Source organism: Flavobacterium pasteuri (assembly GCF_048286615.1).
Lineage (GTDB): Bacteria > Bacteroidota > Bacteroidia > Flavobacteriales > Flavobacteriaceae > Flavobacterium.
In genome coordinates, this window is record NZ_JBLVPN010000002.1 from 453,263 (window position 1) to 473,185 (window position 19,923).

16 protein-coding genes are annotated in these 19,923 nt (G+C 33.6%); 1 reads left to right on the top strand and 15 read right to left on the bottom strand.

The features are described 5' to 3' along the window. On the bottom strand, positions 1-1,245 hold the full coding sequence (locus ACNQF6_RS04675; RefSeq protein WP_099714328.1) for an ABC transporter permease: 1,245 nt from the start codon (positions 1,243-1,245) through the stop codon (positions 1-3). After that, positions 1,238-1,939 (bottom strand): ABC transporter ATP-binding protein, encoded by a 702-nt coding sequence (locus ACNQF6_RS04680; protein WP_315162943.1) that lies wholly within the window; start codon positions 1,937-1,939, stop codon positions 1,238-1,240. Before ACNQF6_RS04680 ends, ACNQF6_RS04675 begins: the two co-directional genes overlap by 8 nt. 173 nt (positions 1,940-2,112) lie before the next feature. Here ACNQF6_RS04680 and ACNQF6_RS04685 point away from each other — a divergent pair, with 173 nt between their 5' ends. Then, positions 2,113-3,522: a DUF4403 family protein gene (locus ACNQF6_RS04685; protein ID WP_417963698.1), complete on the top strand. Its 1,410-nt coding sequence runs from the start codon at positions 2,113-2,115 to the stop codon at positions 3,520-3,522. A 97-nt stretch (positions 3,523-3,619) separates the two neighbouring features. Here the strand turns inward: ACNQF6_RS04685 and ACNQF6_RS04690 are convergent, their stop codons facing one another. From ACNQF6_RS04690 to sov, 13 genes are all read right to left on the bottom strand, one after another. After that, positions 3,620-3,910: a hypothetical protein gene (locus ACNQF6_RS04690; RefSeq protein ID WP_282710828.1), complete on the bottom strand. Its 291-nt coding sequence runs from the start codon at positions 3,908-3,910 to the stop codon at positions 3,620-3,622. Beyond that, on the bottom strand, positions 3,900-4,442 hold the full coding sequence (locus tag ACNQF6_RS04695) for a DUF420 domain-containing protein (RefSeq protein WP_315162950.1): 543 nt from the start codon (positions 4,440-4,442) through the stop codon (positions 3,900-3,902). The genes ACNQF6_RS04690 and ACNQF6_RS04695 overlap by 11 nt, the downstream gene beginning before the upstream one ends. Positions 4,443-4,444: 2 nt before the next feature. Continuing rightward, positions 4,445-5,131, bottom strand: a complete 687-nt coding sequence (locus ACNQF6_RS04700; protein ID WP_417963700.1) for an SCO family protein — start codon at positions 5,129-5,131, stop codon at positions 4,445-4,447. A 6-nt stretch (positions 5,132-5,137) separates the two neighbouring features. Beyond that, on the bottom strand, positions 5,138-5,779 hold the full coding sequence (locus ACNQF6_RS04705; RefSeq protein ID WP_417963702.1) for a hypothetical protein: 642 nt from the start codon (positions 5,777-5,779) through the stop codon (positions 5,138-5,140). A gap of 75 nt (positions 5,780-5,854) precedes the next feature. Continuing rightward, complete coding sequence (locus ACNQF6_RS04710) at positions 5,855-6,205, bottom strand: cytochrome C oxidase subunit IV family protein (protein ID WP_417963704.1); 351 nt, start codon at positions 6,203-6,205, stop codon at positions 5,855-5,857. An 18-nt stretch (positions 6,206-6,223) separates the two neighbouring features. Continuing rightward, positions 6,224-7,201 (bottom strand): cytochrome c oxidase subunit 3, encoded by a 978-nt coding sequence (locus ACNQF6_RS04715; RefSeq protein ID WP_315206358.1) that lies wholly within the window; start codon positions 7,199-7,201, stop codon positions 6,224-6,226. Between the two features lie 42 nt (positions 7,202-7,243). Further along, positions 7,244-7,831 carry a cytochrome c oxidase subunit 3 gene (locus ACNQF6_RS04720; protein WP_417963706.1) on the bottom strand — a complete coding sequence of 196 codons (588 nt, stop codon included), beginning with the start codon at positions 7,829-7,831 and terminating at the stop codon, positions 7,244-7,246. Positions 7,832-7,833: 2 nt separating this feature from the next. After that, positions 7,834-8,736, bottom strand: a complete 903-nt coding sequence (gene cyoE / locus ACNQF6_RS04725) for a heme o synthase (protein ID WP_417963708.1) — start codon at positions 8,734-8,736, stop codon at positions 7,834-7,836. Between the two features lie 81 nt (positions 8,737-8,817). Continuing rightward, a complete protein-coding gene (locus tag ACNQF6_RS04730; protein ID WP_417963710.1) occupies positions 8,818-10,941 on the bottom strand; it encodes a gliding motility protein RemB in 2,124 nt (707 codons plus the stop codon). A 19-nt stretch (positions 10,942-10,960) separates the two neighbouring features. After that, complete coding sequence (gene deoC / locus ACNQF6_RS04735; RefSeq protein ID WP_417963712.1) at positions 10,961-11,704, bottom strand: deoxyribose-phosphate aldolase; 744 nt, start codon at positions 11,702-11,704, stop codon at positions 10,961-10,963. Between the two features lie 221 nt (positions 11,705-11,925). Next, positions 11,926-12,303, bottom strand: coding sequence for a VanZ family protein (locus tag ACNQF6_RS04740; RefSeq protein WP_417963714.1), 378 nt, complete (start codon positions 12,301-12,303; stop codon positions 11,926-11,928). After that, the gene (gcvH, locus tag ACNQF6_RS04745) at positions 12,296-12,676 is read right to left on the bottom strand and encodes a glycine cleavage system protein GcvH (protein ID WP_099714316.1); all 381 of its coding nucleotides are present in this window, start codon (positions 12,674-12,676) and stop codon (positions 12,296-12,298) included. The genes ACNQF6_RS04740 and gcvH overlap by 8 nt, the downstream gene beginning before the upstream one ends. A 93-nt stretch (positions 12,677-12,769) precedes the next feature. Beyond that, positions 12,770-19,918 carry a T9SS outer membrane translocon Sov/SprA gene (sov, locus tag ACNQF6_RS04750; RefSeq protein ID WP_417963716.1) on the bottom strand — a complete coding sequence of 2,383 codons (7,149 nt, stop codon included), beginning with the start codon at positions 19,916-19,918 and terminating at the stop codon, positions 12,770-12,772. Between the last annotated feature and the right edge of the window lie 5 nt (positions 19,919-19,923).

The window sequence follows — 19,923 nt, forward strand, 5'->3', positions numbered from 1 at the left end:
TTATTCGTCTCTAAGTGCTACAATGGGTTTTATTTTGGCGGCTCTGTATGCAGGGAAAAATCCAGCTAAAGCGCCAGCTACAACTAATAATATCAAGGTGGTTAAAGCGATACTAAAATCAACTTCCGGATTCAAGAAATAATCGCTTGATACTAGCGGACCTACTAATTCCAACAATAATAAACTTGATAAAAGCCCCACAAATCCTGCTATTGTCGTAATAAAAATGGATTCGTGCAAAATCATTCCAATAATAGAAACCGGAGATGCTCCAAGTGCTTTTCTAATACCAATTTCTTTGGTTCTTTCTTTTACAATAATCAACATAATATTACTTACTCCTACAACTCCAGCTATTATGGTACAAATTCCAACCCACCAAAAAAACAATCGGATATACAGATTTAAATCATAAAACTGTTTTGCATTTTTTATGGAATTATTAATTCCTATGGCACTTTCATCATCCGGTGCAATTATATTTTTACTTCTCAATAATTGTCCTAACTCTTCCGTAAATTTTGTTGATTGCGCTAAAGCTTCCTCATAAGTGTCTTTTTTTGTGAGCGTAAAATCCAAATTACTGATTTTATCACCTACGCCAAAGGCTTGCTGAGTTGTGGTTATTGGCAAATATACCCTGGACTCCTCTCTTTCTCCAGCTGGATCAGTAAAAACACCAACCACTTTGAAGGTGATGTTATTAATCACAAGTTGTTCACCAATAGGATTTTTTTCTTTAAATAAATCCAGCTTTACTTTTTGTCCAATAACGGTTACTTTTTCGCTATTTTTCAAATCATTTTCATTGATAAATCTTCCTTGAACAATAGTTGCATTTTCAACATTTACATAATCGGGATAAACCCCAATAAATCTGTAATTTCCAGTTTCTTTACCATATGTCATAACCCCGTTCCAGAAAATATAATTCGCAGATTTTATGTTTAATTGATCTCCGAATTTCTGAACTGAAATAGCATAGTCACTATTTCTGAATTGAATTTGCCTACCCGGATTTAACCCTTTATAGCCTTTTGTTGTCGTGCCAGACCACACAGAAATTAATCCATCGGCATCACGTTCAAACTGTTTTTCAATTCCGTTTTGAAGTCCCTTGCCCGCACCCAAAAGAATGACTAAAATGAAAATTCCAGAAGCCACAGAAATTCCCGTGAGAAACGTTCTCAGTTTGTTCTTGGCAATTGCCTCAAAAATTTCCTGCCAGCGTTCTACATTAAACATAAGCGGATGCTCTTACTTGTTCTACTAATTTATCATCGATGATTAAGCCATCCTTTAAAACTACATTTCTTTTGCACATAGCAGCAATATCAGGCTCGTGTGTTACAATCAAAATAGTTTTTCCCTCGTCATTAATCCCTTGTATCAACTCCATAACCTCATAAGATGTTTTGGTATCCAAAGCTCCTGTAGGCTCATCGGCCAATAATACTTTCGGATTTGATGCTAATGCTCTTGCAATAGCGACACGCTGTTTTTGCCCACCGGAAAGTTCATTTGGCAAGTGATGAGAATGCGAAGACAAACCTACTTTCTCCAGAAAATTCATGGCAATTTCATTGCGTTCTTTTCTTTTTATACCTTGATAATACAATGGCATCGCCACATTATCCAAAGCACTTTTATAATTAATCAAATTGAAAGATTGAAAAACAAAACCTAAAAACTTGTTACGATATCTTGAAGCAATAGTTTCATTGAGATTTTTAATAGGCACATTATCCAAAATATAATTCCCTGAATCCGCTTCGTCAAGAATCCCAAGAATATTAAGCAATGTAGATTTTCCCGAACCGGAAGACCCCATAATAGCCACTAATTCCCCTTCTTTAATGTTGAAATTAATTCCTTTTAATACATGTAATTCGGAATTTCCCATTTTATAGGATTTATGCAAATCTTTAATTTCAATCATAATTATGTTAATTTTAAAACAATATTAATTCTTCTCTAAAAGAAATTGTAATAAGAAAACGTTAATACCTTTATCAGGAATTTAATCATAAGACTTAATTGTTGTGAAAATGTTACACATTAATCCTAAAAAAGAATTGTTTTGCTAATTTTGCCTCACCAAACTAAAATAAAATGCATAAATACTTTTCAGCTCTACTTATAATCCTGTCTATCGCACTGATAACAAGCTGTTCAACAACTAATAAAATAGCTACTTTAAAACCAGAACCGGACGACGCCACACCTTTGGTTTACGAGAACACTCCTTCCTTTATCAATTTGCCCATCAGCGTAAAATTGAAGGATATAGAAAATCAAACGAACTCACTCCTGAATGGGCTAATTTATGAAGACAACAATATTGAAGATGATGATATTGAAATGAAGATTTGGAAACTAGCTCCAATCACAATCAAGAATGACAACGGAGCCAATGGTCAAAAAATTAGAACTGTTTTACCATTGAAAGCTATCGTAAAATATAGGATTGGAACAAAGAAAATGGGCGTTGAATTGTACAATACCAAAGAATTCAATCTTGATGGCGTGGTCACTTTGCTCAGTGATGTAGGTTTAACAAATTGGAAAATGAATACTAAAACGGAATTAAAATCATTGGATTGGAATGAAAGTCCGACAATGACCGTTTTTGGAAAAAATGTTCCTGTAACCTATCTTATCAATCCCGGAATAAAGCTTTTTAAATCAAAAATAGAAAAGAAAATTGATGATGCTATTGCAAAATCAATGGACTTCAAACCGAATGTTTTGGCGGCTTTAGAGAAAATTTGTGTTCCTTTTCAAATGAGCGATGCGTATGAAAGCTGGCTTCGGATTGTTCCTATTGAAATTTATTCTACCAATGCCAAACTCAAAAATGACACTTTTGTATTGGAAATGGGAATGAAATGCAACATGGAAACATTAATAGGAAAGCAACCGGAATCTAAATTTAATGCCAGTAAAATTGTTTTAAAACCGGTATCTAAAATCCCTCAGGAAATAACGGCAAACATTGTTGCTGTTTCTACTTATCTGGAAGCATCAAAACTAATGACCAAGAATTTTGCCGGACAAGAATTTGGTTCAGGATCCAAGAAAGTAAAAGTTCAGAATGTTGCCATTTGGCATAAGAACGGAAAAATGATAATCGCTTTAGATGTATTGGGTTCTGTAAACGGAACCATCTATTTAGCCGGTTTTCCACAATATAACGACAAAACCAAAGAAGTATATTTTGATCAATTGGATTATGCTTTGGACACAAAAAATAAATTAATGCTAACTGCTAATTGGTTAGCGCAAGGATTAATCTTAAGAAAAATAGAGCATAGTTGTCGCTACTCCATAAAACCAAATCTTGAAGAAGGTCAAAAAAGCATGATGACTTATTTAAAAAACTACTCACCTATGCAAGGCGTTTTTGTAAATGGAAAAATGGAAGAGATTCAATTTCAGAAAATCCAATTGACAAATCAAGCTATTATTGCCTTTATAAAAGTAAAAGGAACCGTTAATGTTTCCGTAGATGGACTGAATTAGAGTGGTCTGTGGTCAGTTTTTAGAAATCAGTAAACCGAATCCTTAAAACTGAAATACACTGTTTTCAGATTGACTTTTGATATTCCTATTGAAATTTTTAGGATTTTTTCTTTTTCATTCGATAGATAGCATAACCAATTCCTGCAACAAGAAGATATGGAATTACCATTAAATAAACAATCCCATCATTTACCGCTGCTGCTTTAGTTGTATTTCCTTCACTAGTCAATGCAGCGCGACACATGGCACATTGCGCATTTGCTGATAGCGAAAAGAGATTGAAAACAAGAATTAACAATAAAGAAAAAAGATACGATTTACCATTTCTTTTTACTTTTCCAGGGGCTTTGACCACTTTAATTTTATTACTTAAATCGTTAGTATACATAATACGGTGAAATCATTAAATAAACAACTACTCCAGTTACGGCAACATATAACCAGATAGGAAAAGTAATTTTGGAGATTTTTTTATGCTTATCAAAATTTTCTGCCAATGCCCTAACATACGTTATTAAAACCATCGGAATAATGGCAATTGACAAAACAATGTGCGTAATTAAAATAAAGAAATAAACGTATCTAATTGCGCCTTCTCCACCAAATTTAGTGGAATCAGAAGTCATGTGATACGCCACATACATCACTAGAAAAGCAACAGACAAGGCAATTGCACTCGTCATCAACCTTTCATGAAGTTTTCTTTTTCCGTTTTTAATGGCTACAACAGCAGCGATTAAAATAATAGCCGTGATTCCGTTGGTAGTTGCATAGATTGGTGGCAAAAATGAAAGTGGCTCTACATTATATCCAAAATCTTTTAGTTTTACTCCAAAAAGTATGGCGACCACTACTGGAATTAAAATTGAAACTGCAATAATGAACTTACTGAATCTCTGCTCTAACGAATTATTTTCCATTCTTATTCTTCTAATAAAATATTAATATCTTGTTGAATGTTTCTTACTCCTTTTTTATCCAAACCATCATAATATAAAATTGGATTTCCAAAATCATCATTTCTACAACGGATATTTCCGTTTTTATCAATCAATGCAAATAATCCTGAATGCTCGAAACCACCGGCAACTTTTTTGTTTTTACCTGCATAAAGATTAAAACCTTTATTGGCTAAATTAAAAATATAGGCTTTGTCTCCAGTTAAAAAATTCCAATTAGACGATTTTACTCCTAAAAGATTCGCATGTTCTTTTAATACTTGTGGCGTGTCATGTTCTGGATCAATAGTAATAGAGACAATTCCAAAATTAGGATTTCCAAAAAAACTCTTTTCCAAGACCAACATGCTTTCATTCATTTTTGGACAAATCGTTGGACAGGTGGAAAAGAAAAATTCTAAAACATACACTTTCCCTTTGTACGTTTCATTAGTAATTTTCTTATTGTCTTGATTTATTAATTCGAATTTAGGTGCTGGACCAATTTTAATTAACTGCCCTTCTTCTGCAGTTGCTGGATTAACACTGTCAAGTCTATCCCCTTGAACCACTTTATCGTTTTTAATTCTCTCTACTATTTTTGGAACTGCATAAATCCCAAAAATCAAAATAATAAAAGAGATTCCTATGTATGATTTATTTTTGAACATAAAATATTAAATTTTTCTGGTGGCGTTATTGTTCTTTTTAAGGGCTGCACGATATTCATAAAGAATGACTTTAAAATCATCCAGCATTTCGTTACTCAACTCCGCCGGGTGAAATGTATTATATCCTTCTTTAGCATCTTTCACAAGCTTTCGACCGCGAAGATTTCGTTTTTTATCAATGATGTAAACTTTTGGCGTGCCAGAATTCTCATCCAATTTCTCCACTAATTTTAATTGGGAATAATAGGTATTAATTTCTTCCGTAGGTGCGAATACAAATCGCCACTGAGCAACATCAGTAAAAGCGCCCAAAGCATTGACCACTTTTTTAGCATCTTTTTCAGTTCCGGTTGGACAAATCATCACAAACTGAACATCTTTGAACTCATGATACCTTTGATAAATTTTTTGATTTAAATTGAAAAGATTTCCCCTGTTTTTTAAAAGCTCAGTACCCATAAAACCGAGAATTGTTACTTTGCCATTCAAACTAACTTTTTGACCGTCTAAAGATTGCCAATTACCTAAATCAGCAGTATTAGGAGTTATTGTAGGTAATTTAGTAAAGCCATTAACACCTGAAGCAAAAAAAAGGTAGGCAACTATAGGTAAAATAAAAAGAACGAAAAGGACAATATTTTTTTTCATTGTAGTGATACTTTTTAAAGTACAAAAATAAAAAAAGGTACGCAATGCGTACCCTCTTTTTGAATTAATATCTTGTTAAAAATTCCATTTTATGGTAGAATTTTTAAAAACCTCATAAATATAATCCCCTTCTGTCAAAAGAATGAAGAGTAAATATAAAATCAGAAAAATTACTGGAAAAACAACTGCACTTCTTAAAGAACTTTTCTCACCCTCCATGTGCATAAATGCATATACAATGTAATAGGCTTTAAAAACAGTAAGAGCATAGAATATCCAATTAAGTAAGTTCATACTTAAAAAATCATTCATAAAAAGAAAATCTGGTTTCAAAATACCCAAATAAACTTCTACAATAGTAACGGCAGATAATATTCCGAAAACTTTCCAGATTCTACCTATATTAGATACGTGTTCGTGTGACATGATAATTACTTTTTGAAATTAAACTAGATAGAAAACTGTAAATACAAATACCCATACTAAATCGACAAAGTGCCAATAAAGCCCCACTTTTTCTACCATTTCATAACTTTTTCTTTTCTCATAAGTTCCAATTAACACATTGAAAAATATGATAATATTTATGATTACTCCAGAAAAAACGTGGAATCCGTGGAAACCAGTGATAAAGAAAAAGAAGTCAGCAAATAATTTACTTCCGTATTCGTTTCTTACCAAGTTAGCCCCTTCAACAACATAATGTGCTTGACTCAATCTTGCTTCAGACTCTTCTCTTGAAAGGATTGTTTTCTTCTTGTCCTTGGTTATAACCTCAGTTCTGATCAAAAGTTCAGGATGTGCTTTGAAACCCGCTTGAACTTCGGCAACAGAATAAGAAGGCAAAGTTGGTTCATCCATAAACCATTTTCCTTTACTTCTAGTCAATTGTTCTCTTTCTTCAGGTAAAACAGCTGCAAACTCAGCTAAAGCTACACGGTTACCGTCTTTATCCACAAACTGAAGTAAACTTCCTCCTTTTGTTTCAATAGCTCCGTATTCCCCTTTGATGAAATTTTTCCATTCCCATGCTTGAGATCCTACGAAAATCAAACCACCAATAATGGTTAAGAACATGTAAAGAACTACTTTGTTCTTTTTCATTTGATGACCTGCATCAACAGCCAAAACCATTGTTACAGATGAAAAAATCAAAATAAAAGTCATTAATGCCACATAATACATCGGAGCAGAAACGCCGTGCATAAATGGGAAGTGAGTAAACACTTCATCGGCCAAAGGCCAAGTTTCAATAAATTTAAATCGTGAAAAACCATACGCCGCTAGAAATCCAGAGAACGTTAAAGCATCTGATACGATAAAAAACCACATCATTAATTTGCCATAACTTGCTCCCATTGGCTCATTGCCGCCTCCCCAAGTTTTTTCTTCACTATTTGCAGTAGTAACTGTCGCTTCCATAAAAGTTATTCGTTAAAAAGTTCCCAAATTTACGTTTTTTTCTTATTTAAAGAAATATAAAAACAAAAACAAATAAACCCATAATAAGTCAAGAAAGTGCCAGTACATTGCACCTAGTTCAATTCCAAGGGTTTGAGATGAATTGTATTTTTGTTTAAAATGATTATAAATTATAATTAGAAGTGAAATCACGCCACCAGCGAGGTGAATCAAGTGCACAACCGTAACAACGTATAAAAAAGTAGTGGTTATTGAGCTTCCACTTCCGGTGAAATAATACCCATTATCCACTATTTGACCAAATCCTACGAACTGTAAAATTACAAACAATATTCCTAGAACTAATGTCGTCAAAAGAAAAATTGTCGTTTTACTTTGATTGTTTTTCTGAATTGCTTTTTTAGCCAAATGAAAAGCAACACTACAACCTATTATGACTGCTGTACTATAATAAAATGCTATTGGTAATTGAAAATCCTTCAACCAGTCAGCTCTTGACTTACTCACTACAAAAGCACTGGTAAGACCAGCAAACATCATAGTCATACTTACCATTGCAAACAACAAAATCAACTTATATGATCTGGCTGTTCTGGATTTTTGTTCCTCAGTTGTCATTATCATCTCCATAACTATCTTAAAAATTTATCAAATATATAAACCAATTGTAACAATGTAATATAAGAAACGCTAACTAGCATTAAAGTTCTGGCCGCTTTTGCAGTTCTTAATTTATATAATCGAACAGCATAAAAAAGCATCCATAATCCCAGTAAAAATACAATAATCGCAGCAATTGGCGTCATGTATAAACGTCCTGTATAACCCAAAACTGGTAAAAGTGACGCTAAAATCAACCAAACCGTGTATAATATAATCTGCAAGGCTGTTCCTTTGTCTTTTTTACCTGTAGGCAACATAAAGAAACCGGCTTTCTCATAATCTTCATACAAAAACCACCCAATCGCCCAAAAATGGGGAAATTGCCAAAAAAACTGAATTAAAAATAAGGTTCCTGCTTCTATTCCAAATTCTCCTGTTGCCGCAACCCAACCTAACATAAAAGGAATAGCTCCAGGAAAAGCACCAACAAAAACAGACAATGAAGTCATCGTTTTCAAAGGAGTATAAACACTTGTATATAAAAATATTGAAACGGCGCCAAACATAGCAGTTTTTGGATTGATTGTATACAACAATGCAATTCCAACAACCGTTAAAAGACTCGCTATAATCAAAGCCGTAGTCTGAGACATTCTGCCAGCTGGAACGGGACGATTTTTCGTTCTATCCATCAAAGAATCCAAATCTTTTTCAATAACTTGATTAAAAGCATTTGATGCTCCTACCATACAATAGCCACCAACTGCCAATTTTAGCAAAACCATCCAATCCAATGAATGCAAATCATAAATCCCAAGCATAAATCCCGCGATAGACGAAAACACAACACTAATAGCTAAACGCGCCTTAGTGATCTCTCGGAAATCAATATAAATGGATTTTAATGAAAATGTATTTTGTGTTGCGTCCAATACTAGAATTTGTTTGTTTTGAAAAACTTTTGCAAAAGTAGTGTATCAAAAGGGATTTGACAAAAAACAATTCACAAAAGATTAATAATCAAAATACCAATTAAAAATATCAGCCCTCAATCCTAAAGTAAACCAATTAGTACTTTCGATAAAAGTGGTTGCTGTGTTTTTTGTAGGATCAAAACTTCTGTAAATATAACTTCCAAAAAGCTTCAGGTTCGTAGCCGGATTCACCAAATAACCACCTTGAAAATCAGCAATAAAAACAGCCGTTTTATTTCCCTGACCTACTTTCACACCACTATCAAAAGCCCTATTTTCATCGTAATCTTTATAGATATTCCCACCGTAATTAAAACTGTCTTCGGCAGTATCAAAATCCAGTCCTCGTGTTCCCACAGTAACTTTTGCATCAGCAAAAAGCCTTCCTTTATGATAACGAGCAATGGCAATAAATTCCTTGAAATTTGCTCCCCATTGATGCCCAATACTCTGATTGTTGTGCGCATAATTAGTGATTGGCATACTATGAGAATACACATAAGGACGCACATGATTGTACTCTAATTGCAACAGTAAATTATCTACTTTGAAAGCATCGTAGTACTTAATACCTAACTGATAACCATACTTATTTTTCCAACTATTATCTCCTTCTTTGATGTCTCCAAGAGAAAATTCATCCAAAATAAACTGTCCGTAAAAATTGATTTGATTACTCCATTTGTACTTAAAAGTCAATCCTAAAACTGCATTTCCACTTCTTGCCGAAGAAGCAAATTCAACCGAACGATAAAATATAATTGGATTCACAAAATTCACATCAAACCCTCTGTCATTCGTATTGGTCCAAATCACTGATTCAAAGAAACCAAGATTTAATTTATTTGAAACATTCCAACTCAAATAATGATTTGCCATAAATTTCGTGGCATACGTTCTTTCTAGTGTCACCTCAGGGCGAACATCTTTTAGCCACATGTAGGTATTGGTATATTTTATTTTCCAAAAATTAGTATTCAATTTAAAATAAGGATATGGACTGGCACCATCACTTTCTAACAAAGAACGGTATCCATCACCAATAAAATTTCTGCCGTAACCCAATTGTAAATCATAATATTTACTAGGCGTAAAAGTCAAATTGGCTTCAGCCAAAGGAAAATCATACGCATCTGTTTTGAAGTCTTTTGCAATTCCTATCCCTGGAATAATCGAAGGATTTCCTCCAGCGGGCTTAATAGATTCTGCATAACGATTGAAGTAATCTGCAAAACGTCCTTGGCTCTCAAAAACCGTGGTAGAAAAATTAAGTTGCTTGCCCAAACCTCCTCTAAAATTGAGTCCTCGTGTATTTATATAGCTGTAAGACGCCTCACTTTTTGAAGCTTTACCAACCTGTAAATCAAGTATAGGATTTAATGTAAACCAATACCCATCACCCTGGATTTCTACAGTGCTCTCATTCCATAATTTTCTTGCCCACCAATTAGAAGCTTTCTTTTTTATCTTTTCATTAACTGCTTTCAAGTCGTAATATTTTGAAACCTCAGCATACGTATATGGTTTTGAAGCGGTGTGATTATTACTTCCCATTTGATTTAAGGCCCCATCAAACTGAGCGTAATAACTATGCGAAAAAGGAACATTTAAATGACTTTCAAACTCAGGATTAGTAAATTTTTTATACACAATACTATCTAATTCCGTAAGTTTCGGTTTATTATTTGAAACGATTTCGGCTTTCGCCAAAGCTTCAGCCTCAATTTCATCCCTACTTTTTAAAGGTATGGCAATAGTTATTGTAAACTTAGAATAGGTTGGTTTTCCATTATATGTTGACGGTTGTATTTTTGGAAATGTACCAAAAACCCTTTTTGTTTCTTTTATCAATGCCTCATCAATGGCGTCAACATAAATCACTTTAAAAACTCCATTACTGTCTACTTCAAAAAGAACCTTTACATTCCCTTGAAAATTAGTTTGCTTTAAATTATCCGAAACTTGAAAATTTTCAAAAACAAAATCCTGAACTTGGCTGTAGAAACAATTTTCTAACACTTTGGATTGTAAATTGACACAATCAGGAAAAACAGGAAATCGCTCTGCCGAGTTGCCCGATTGTACTGAAGTACTATTTAAATCTTGGCTATAAGTAAAAAAGGAAAACGAAAATAAAAATAAAGCTAGCAACCCTTTTTTCATGTTTATATTTTTTGTGAATTTAATATTCATTATGTGAATTTTGTCCATTAGCAATAATTTTCGCACCTGATGTACCTATTCTTTTAACTCCCAGTTGAATCATCTTAACCGCTTCCTCATAAGTTCTTACACCTCCTGCAGCTTTCACCGGAAGGGGCGATGCGTTTTCGAGCATCATCAGTATTGAAGGAATAGTGGCGCCATTTGGCAAATTATTTTCTGTTTTATAAAATCCAGTCGAGGACTTCACAAAAACCGATGCGAAAAGCTCTTGTTTAAAATTAGAAACGATTACATTTTTTATCAAACTTGACAACTGGATAATTTCTTTATCACTTAGAGCCGCCACTTCAATAATCCACTTTACTACCTTATTATTATCTAAACCCAATTGGGTACATTTCAAAACTTCTTCTTTAACCAAGGCTATTTCTCCTCTTTTAAAAGCTTCATAATTGCACACAAAATCTAAATCATCAGTACCATCATGTATCGCTTGAATAGCTTCGCTAAGTTTATTTTCTAATGAAGATTTCCCTTCCGGAAAATCAATTACAGTTCCTATTGATACAACTGAATTTGCCTCAACAATCATTTTTTTTGCCAATGAAACCATATTAGGACGAATCATAATAAGCTTAAAATGATCCTCGATTGCTTCTTGGATAAAATCTTTGACAACCAAAGTATTTTCTTTTTCGCTGAGTCCCGCTTGTTCTGCCGTTTTTAAATAGGTAGAATCTAAATACTGCTTGATATTCATGCGCTTTGATTTCTTAATTAGAGTAGATTATTAAGCACAAAAATACATTTTATATAAACATAAGTTTACTATAAAATTTTACTTTTTGTGTTTTTAACGCTAGAACTGAAGTTTCTGCATACTTTTAAAAAAAGATGAACCATACTAAATAAACATTCATGTGTTTGAATGGAATAAAATAAAAAGTCCCACCAAAGTGGGACTCTGTAATAAATTAAATTTTATCTGATTTTTCTTTTTAAATCCAATAAAATGACAGCAGCTATTCCTAAAATTGCACCAGATAAATTTGCTAAAACATCAAATACATCTGCATGCCTTGTGGTTGTAAATAATTCTTGTGCAATTTCAATACTTATTCCAAAAAAAACAGAAAATAAAAAAGAAATTAGTCCGGGTTTTAAACTGTTTAATGCATTTGTATATTTTTGAAAAAATAAAAAACAAAGCACCGTTAAAACAAAATGAAAAAAGACATGCACTAATTTATCCAGATTTGAAACATCTCCCAGTGGAACATCATTCAGTTGAACCAAACAAAAAAAAGCAATTACTCCAGCCCATAATAAAGCGGCCAAAAAATAGAGTTGTTTATGCACCAATAAGTTCTTTGTAAGAATCACTAGATAATAAATCATCTACTTCTGCCATATTTGCAATTTTTATTTTGATCATCCATCCAGCTCCATATGGATCAGAATTTACACTTTCAGGAGTACTTTCAAGAGCGTCATTGAAAGCAATAATTTCACCTGTTAATGGAAGGAACAGGTCCGAAACGGTTTTAACAGCCTCTACCGTACCAAAAACCTCATCTTTATCTAAAGTCTGGTCTAAAGTTTCAACTTCAACATAAACAATATCTCCTAATTCTTTTTGTGCAAAATCAGTGATTCCTACAGTTGCTGTATCGCCATCAATACTAACCCATTCGTGATCTTTAGTGTACTTTAAATTTACTGGTATGTTCATATAAATTGTAATTGATAATTATTTATTGATAATTTAAATTTTATACCACAAATGTAATAATCTTCTAATCAAAATTGTTCCCTTTTAGAAAAATTAATTCCCAAAATTATAACGAAGTGTGATTCCGGAACGAACATTTGTCAACGGAAAAGAGGTTGATATTACGGCTTTTGAAAAAGAGTGATCATAGTAGAAAATAGCAGTAAGGTTTTTACTAAAAGCATAATCTGCTTTGACTGTCAAAGACCATATATTTTGTCCTCCAGCCAATTGATTGTTGTCATAATCCAAATATCTAACAATTGTTTGATTGTTTCTATAGGTCACATCTGCTTTCAAATTGATATCGCTTTTTATTATTCCTGTTGGGTTATCAGCAAGTCTAGAAGAGAAAATTACGTCTTTGAAACGATAACCCAATCCTACCACATATTCTATTCCTTTAACTTCTGTCAACAAATTATTATCAAAACTCATAGACAAAGCTCTGTCTTTTTTAATTTCAGCCAATACTTTTAATGAACTTTTCAATTCAAAATCCATTCGTAACAGTGGATTAAATTGTTCCACTAAGTTTATATTTGACATTATAGTTTGATTGAAAAAATTACCACTAGCATCCTTTCCGCCTGGGTCTTTGTCATATTCAAAATTTGACCTAAACGCATTTATCGTATAGGACGCCCTGTAGTTATGTTGCAAAGAGAAACGTTTAAAATTCTTTTTAAACAAACCATAACGCATCAAGCCACTGTATTTTATCGACCAGTTTGGAATTGGGAAATTTCTAAAAATCCCAAGAGAAACATCCGAAGCATTTCCACCTGAGTAAGCAGCTAAAAATGCAGGCAACAATACTGCTTGATTATTTTTTCCATATCCTATAGGAAATCCATCTGGGTCTAAATTACCTGGATTATTAATGTCAATTCCTCGTTGCGAAGCTAATCGATTGGCTACCGTAAGTCTGTTCATTCTAAAATCATCAAATGCAACCGATGAATTTTCATCACTAGCAGAAAACGAAGTTTTTATTAACATCGTAGAAATTGAAAAAATACCTGTATCATATGGCGATCTAGGATTATAAACCCCATCCGTAACATCATATTGTTCTGTAGAATTTTCAGAATAAGCGCGGTCTAATGTCAGGTCAACTTTTAAATCTGGTAACAAATCTACATTTGCAGTAGCTTTAAATAATTTATTGGTTACCTGAGAAAAATTTTGATTAAAATCAGGATAGTTAGTCAACCAACCTCTTTTCGCTGCTTCATATCGTACATCGGCTTGACTTCCAAAAATAAATCCTAACGATGGTCTTGATGAACCCAAAAATCCTACACTTGGTGTATAACCGGGTAAAACCGTACCGCTGTTATAGGTGTAATTCATCTGAATGTTTTTAATACTAGTCAAAACACCTATAAAACCATCTACAAATTCATTGTTTTTTGGTACTTGATTGGGATTTGTATTTACTATTTTTTCACCTGGTTTTGGAGCAGTTGTTTTAGGTTTTGGAACCGTTTTATTAGCATTTTTTGTAAGTCCTAAATATTTATACAACATGTCCATATTTAAAGTTGCATTCAAATTGTTTGAACTCGCATTTTGAACGGTGTTTCCTAAATTATAACTATTTCCTTCAATTTCTATTTGAGACAATGCATTAGAAGTACGCTGCCAGCTATAGTCTCCCGTATAGGAATAATTAGCTTTGACAAAACTAAATAATGGAATTTTATTAATTGGAATTTCATAATTCACAACCAATTGTTGCATGTGTTGATTTGGATCTCCAATGTCCCAATAACTATCCCAGATTGTAAAAGTATCGATAGGTTCATTGTCCTCATTCAAATAATTTTTCACGATATTACTGGAAGAAGCCGTATAATTTAATTTCAATGACTTAGTCAAATTATAATTAAATCCATATTGATAATTGAAGGCAAAATTTCTTCGATACAAAGGGTCTAATCCAATTCCTTCTACATCTACCTGTCTAAATTGCTGACGGTTGTATTGTCTGATGATATTGGTATTGAAGGATACATTAGAAGGCAAATAATTAAAATTGAAATCGCTTAACAATTTCCAATAACTACTTTTTTTAATGAATTTTGTCTTCTTGAAAGGCTCTACTGATTTTGGTTTAAAAGTGTAGGAATAGTCGACTGATGTATTTACCTGTTGGTCTACATAATCTTCAATTTCAAAATCATGTCTTTCCACTTCATTAAAAGACTGAGAAAAAGTAAAATTTTCCGGATCGTATACACGCTGTTTTTGTTCTGGACTACGGTCTTTTCTAACCCCAATGAAGTTTATACTTTTACGTTTTGTATAATCAATGGCTCTTTTTTCAATATTGTCTTTTTCGTTCTGACTAGCCGTATTAGCAAGCAATTGTTTTAGTTTTATGTCTTGATTAAAAGGATCATATTCCGGAGTTATAGTCTCCTCGCCAATAGCATAATTGAAAGGCAGATTAATTTGCCATTTTGGAGGTAATAATTTACCAAGATTCACATTTGTCACAATACTATATTGCTCTGTATCCTCACGGTTTCTTTCGTTTGGTCCTTGTTCTAAAGTTCCAAAACCAATAGTGCTCTTTTTACCTGAAGCAGAAACTGTAGCAAAATCAGCTAAATTTGTATCAACATTCAATACAGCAGCCATTCCACCTTGATTATCCATATCAGCTAAGCGCAGTTCATTGAACCAAACTTCTCCTTTGACATCATTTCTGGATTCGTTGTTTTTTAAACCAACCATCAGCGTTCGCACTAATCCGAAATTAGGATTCCCTTTTATACCCAATCGCAATCTATCACTTCCGTCCCCTTCCGTATTTGCCGGATCATTATCCGGATAATATATACCATCCAATGGCAATGTACTTGGATTAATACTCATTGCGAGAATCTTCAATTTTGTCAATAAAGCCAATGACAAATCAATCTCATTTTCCTCAGGCCAAACTTCCTCAGCGCTCAAAGGCGAACAATCTGTATTTGAAGCAGAAGTTGGGCTCGTCACTTTTAAAGGAATTTCAATTTGATAGAAATTTTGAGTAAAGTCATTTCCAAAACGGATGAATCCAACCATTTGATTGTCTTGCAGAACAACTTCATTTGGTAATGATTCTGCGTGTAAAAACATCTTCAGTTTTTTGAATTGACGCATATCAATACTTACATTTTTAAAAACCGCTCTGGAATCTTCCGGCTCTAATCCGTTTCCGGATACTCTCAATGCTAACGACTGCTCATTTTGATTGATAACCGTGTTATTGTTGTATAGTTGTTCCCGTTGCACTCCTGGAGGAACAATATAATTAATTGGACATCTCTCGTTATTTTCCTGAACATTAACCGCTAAAACATCTAGATTAGTATCATCATCAGCAACATTAGTATCATTAAAATCAAGCGTATTGGTATAGCGTCTCCATTCTCCTCGCACCAAATCCAACGCACCAAAACGAACGGTTACTTCTTCACTAAAACCTGTCATAAACATTCTCATGAACCTTATAGATCTAAAATCAGAAATATTTCCTATCGTGTTTTCGGGTTGTGAAACCGGTATTTTAAACTGCAGCCATCTCGCATCAGTTGTTGAGCCATCCGGTAAAGTCACTTGGGTATTTCTTATATCAGTAATATAATTCTCCCCTACATTCATGTTTGGCTGTACATCAATACTATATTCGTAATATGCATTGATGGTATTCATGGTGTTGTCTCTGTTGATATCCTCTACATCAGGAACAGTTGTAGATCCTCTGTTTGGATCACTAATATCAACCGCCGAGTTTCCATCAGTACCGTTATACATTTTATATCGGTCTAAAATTCCTCCGGAAGCATTCAAATAAAACGTATAATCATCTGCGGCTGGATCTAACTCTGAGGCAAAATTTGTATACACAGCTCCTTCATTGTCATTAGCCAAACCATCCAAACCAACATCTTGATTCGTTCTGTTTGCTATATTAGTGTCAAAAGCATAAATTAGTGATTGTGAAGCCGGAACATCACCCCATAAAGGTCGAGGATTTACTAATATCTGATCTGGTCCAAGTCCGTTTTCATATTGTTTTCTTCCATCTTTCAAAACATCTTCAGATATTTCTCCTAAATTGAAATAAATTTTTCCCGTATTTGCTTGTGGCACCTGACCGTTTCCTACATAAGGATCTAGTACCCAAAACTGAATATATTCAACATTTCCTTGTTCGAAATTAGTCGAATTTAATGATCGCATAATTCCTCCAAAATTATCTCTTGGATTTGTAGCCGAATTCAAACTGTTATTATACGGACCTCTATCAGAAGGATAATAACTTAAATCCAATGTATTTATAACCTGAGACTGTCCTTGTGCAATATCCGTCAAAGGATACAATTCCTCACTAAAAATTCTTCTGGTATTGTTGAAGGATAAATCTTGATTTGAAATTCCTGCTGGTTTTTGAGTATAAAAAATAGGATCAATAGAATACCAAGATAGTTTGGCTCTTTTAAATCCATAACTCAAATTATTGGCATTAGCATTGAAATCATACGTGCTCATGGTATTTCTTTCCGGTGTTGATGACAGACTCCAGGCATAGGGAGAACGCATATCAATTGTAGATTGTGACCCTTCAAAATCATCTACATAAATGGTAGACTCACCTTGAAACTGATCTGCTTTTGGAGTATCAGGTTTCAAAAAAGCAATTTCACCTCTTACCGAAAGAGTAGATGGCACATCAGTATCAACATTTGGTAATTTATTGACTAATCGAGTCAAGAAAGGAACTTCGGTTGAAAAATTAGTATTGAATCCAAAAATAGTGTTGTTAACTGATTCCTGACCAAAGCTTGATTTTTGAGTAAACGGTCTTTCAGTCATTTTAAGGAAAGTTCCTCCAATCAAGAAATTTTCTGAAATTTTATGTTCTACATTTACGCCCATAAATCTTCTGGTTTGTAAACCAAAAACAGAATTATTTTCTAATGACACTTCGATAGGCGTATTGGAAGCAAGAAGTGATGGGTCTAAAATTTGAACTCTTCCCAATTGATAATTTACGCTATAATCAATTCCTTCGACTAAAACTCTACCTGCAGCAGTAACCACAACAGAACCTTGCGGCACATTTAAAGCACCAATAGGTATTCCGTCTCCACCTGATGATTTATATTTTCCTCTTAATAAAAATTTATTTTTATCGCTGTCTTGTAAAGCTCCAGATTGTGTGTTTCGGTACATACTACGAAACACGTATTTCTTTTGATTTTCATTATAAGAACTGGTATTGTTATAACTTTCTCCTCCAGTTGACAATTTCGAAAACAATAATTCGCCAAATGGCTCTTTCGTAGTAAAAATAATCCTTCCGTATTGAGCATCCATAGTTAAGCCCGGCATAAAATCAAAAAAACCATCACCTCCAGCTTGAGGATCATTGTTATAATTTAATTTATCCAAGTTAAATACTTTTAACAAAGGTGTTTCGGCAACTTCATTTTGAGGCAATGGATTCGGCGGAAAAGGACTTCCCGGAACTTCCGTAATATAATTTAAAGGAGATGGGTCTGTGTAAAGAATATTAAATCTAAAATCTTCTTGTTTTACTTGATAAGCACCCGGAATCTGATAGATGTTTTTCATCATCAGGTTCCAAACAGGATTCTTAACATTGGTCAAATTACTTTTCAGCATTTTCAAAATTAAACTCTGAGAAATAATAGCTTGATTTGAAGGACTGTTTCCTGTAACTACTGTTGCATCAACTCCGTCATTACCAAATTCCCCCACTTGATACACTTGATCTCCAATTGTATATTGATAAGCAACCGCCAAAACCTCATCATTAGCCAATCTTTGTTGTAATGAGATATATCCTAATTGCGCGTTATACGTATATTCATTTGGATTCAGCTTTCGAGCATTTTCTAATTTAGAATAATCCTGTCCTTCGCTTACTGTAACATTAAAACCTGAGTTTGAAGTTACAATTTCACGGATATTTGGATTCAACAAACCACCACCGGATTGTATTAATTCAGGATTGTATGCATTGTTTTTATTATCTGTTGGAGTATCCAGTCCAGCAATAAAAAAAGGAGGACTGAAAGGAATAGGGTCCAAAACAACTACTTCATTATCCGTCAAACCATTTAATTGTCCTTCCCCTAAATCCTGAAGTGCAATAATATTTCTGAGGTTATTGTTGGTAGCTACTACCCTATTTTGTTTGTTTGTTACCCAAATTTCAAGTCGGGTAATTTGAACCCTACTGTCTATAAATGGATAATTCACTAATGATTTATCGTATCTGTTTCTAAAGTATTGGGATAAGAAAAAATGTCTGTCATTATCATAATCCAATGCAAACATGTCAAAATCTTGAATTGTCCCTCCGCCTTGAGCGATTAAAGTTTTCGTTTGTGATTTTTGCTCAGAAAAAACTCCGGTAATCGTCGTTTTCCCAAATTGCAATTGTGTTTTTACACCAAATAAACTTTGCGCTCCTCGAATCAAAGAACTATTCAAAGGCATACTTACATTTCCTACTTCAATTTTTTGGATAATATCGTCTTCTGAAGGTGCATATTCCAACTTCATTAAGTTTTGAAAAGCAAATGTTGATTGCGTATCGTAATTAGCATTTACACTAAGTCGCGTTCCTACTTTCCCCATCAAACTCATACTTATCCTTTGATCAAAATCAAAAGAAAGATTGGATCTGTTTCTAGGAGAAAAAGAGGGATTATCTTGTTTTGTATAACGCATTCCTAAATCCATTTCTATAGATCCGGTTGGTTTTACATCAATGGTATTACTTCCAAAAATAGACTCAAAAAGTCCTGATTTCACATAATATCTTGGCAATAAATCTTTTTTAGCTTCTTCACTGCCTTCTTTTTTCCCTTCAATAGCATCCACCTTTTTTTTGAAATAATCGCGCATAGATTCTTTCAAAACCAATTTTTCGTATTCTTTTGGCGTCAATATAATAGGATAATTGATAGAGAATCCATCTACAGAATTAGTGTAAATGTACCTGTCTGAAATAGGGTCATAGGTATAGGCTGAGAGAATACTCTTTGGGTTTTTCATCTGGACTTTTCCTGTAGAAAATCCTGTTTTAACGGTATCCTGAGTGGCCTGATTTACTTGGGCTTGCGATGCAAAACCACAGAATAGTACAAGCAAAAAAGTACAAATTTTATGCATACAAC

Coding starts and splice junctions, on each gene's coding strand:
- ACNQF6_RS04690 (WP_282710828.1), bottom strand. CDS start 3,910: ATGTATACTAACGATTTAAGTAATAAAATTAAAGTGGTCAAAGCCCCT.
- deoC (WP_417963712.1), bottom strand. CDS start 11,704: ATGAATATCAAGCAGTATTTAGATTCTACCTATTTAAAAACGGCAGAA.
- ACNQF6_RS04730 (WP_417963710.1), bottom strand. CDS start 10,941: ATGAAAAAAGGGTTGCTAGCTTTATTTTTATTTTCGTTTTCCTTTTTT.
- ACNQF6_RS04715 (WP_315206358.1), bottom strand. CDS start 7,201: ATGGAAGCGACAGTTACTACTGCAAATAGTGAAGAAAAAACTTGGGGA.
- gcvH (WP_099714316.1), bottom strand. CDS start 12,676: ATGAACATACCAGTAAATTTAAAGTACACTAAAGATCACGAATGGGTT.
- ACNQF6_RS04675 (WP_099714328.1), bottom strand. CDS start 1,245: ATGTTTAATGTAGAACGCTGGCAGGAAATTTTTGAGGCAATTGCCAAG.
- ACNQF6_RS04700 (WP_417963700.1), bottom strand. CDS start 5,131: ATGTTCAAAAATAAATCATACATAGGAATCTCTTTTATTATTTTGATT.
- ACNQF6_RS04705 (WP_417963702.1), bottom strand. CDS start 5,779: ATGAAAAAAAATATTGTCCTTTTCGTTCTTTTTATTTTACCTATAGTT.
- ACNQF6_RS04685 (WP_417963698.1), top strand. CDS start 2,113: ATGCATAAATACTTTTCAGCTCTACTTATAATCCTGTCTATCGCACTG.
- sov (WP_417963716.1), bottom strand. CDS start 19,918: ATGCATAAAATTTGTACTTTTTTGCTTGTACTATTCTGTGGTTTTGCA.
- ACNQF6_RS04695 (WP_315162950.1), bottom strand. CDS start 4,442: ATGGAAAATAATTCGTTAGAGCAGAGATTCAGTAAGTTCATTATTGCA.
- ACNQF6_RS04720 (WP_417963706.1), bottom strand. CDS start 7,831: ATGGAGATGATAATGACAACTGAGGAACAAAAATCCAGAACAGCCAGA.
- ACNQF6_RS04680 (WP_315162943.1), bottom strand. CDS start 1,939: ATGATTGAAATTAAAGATTTGCATAAATCCTATAAAATGGGAAATTCC.
- ACNQF6_RS04710 (WP_417963704.1), bottom strand. CDS start 6,205: ATGTCACACGAACACGTATCTAATATAGGTAGAATCTGGAAAGTTTTC.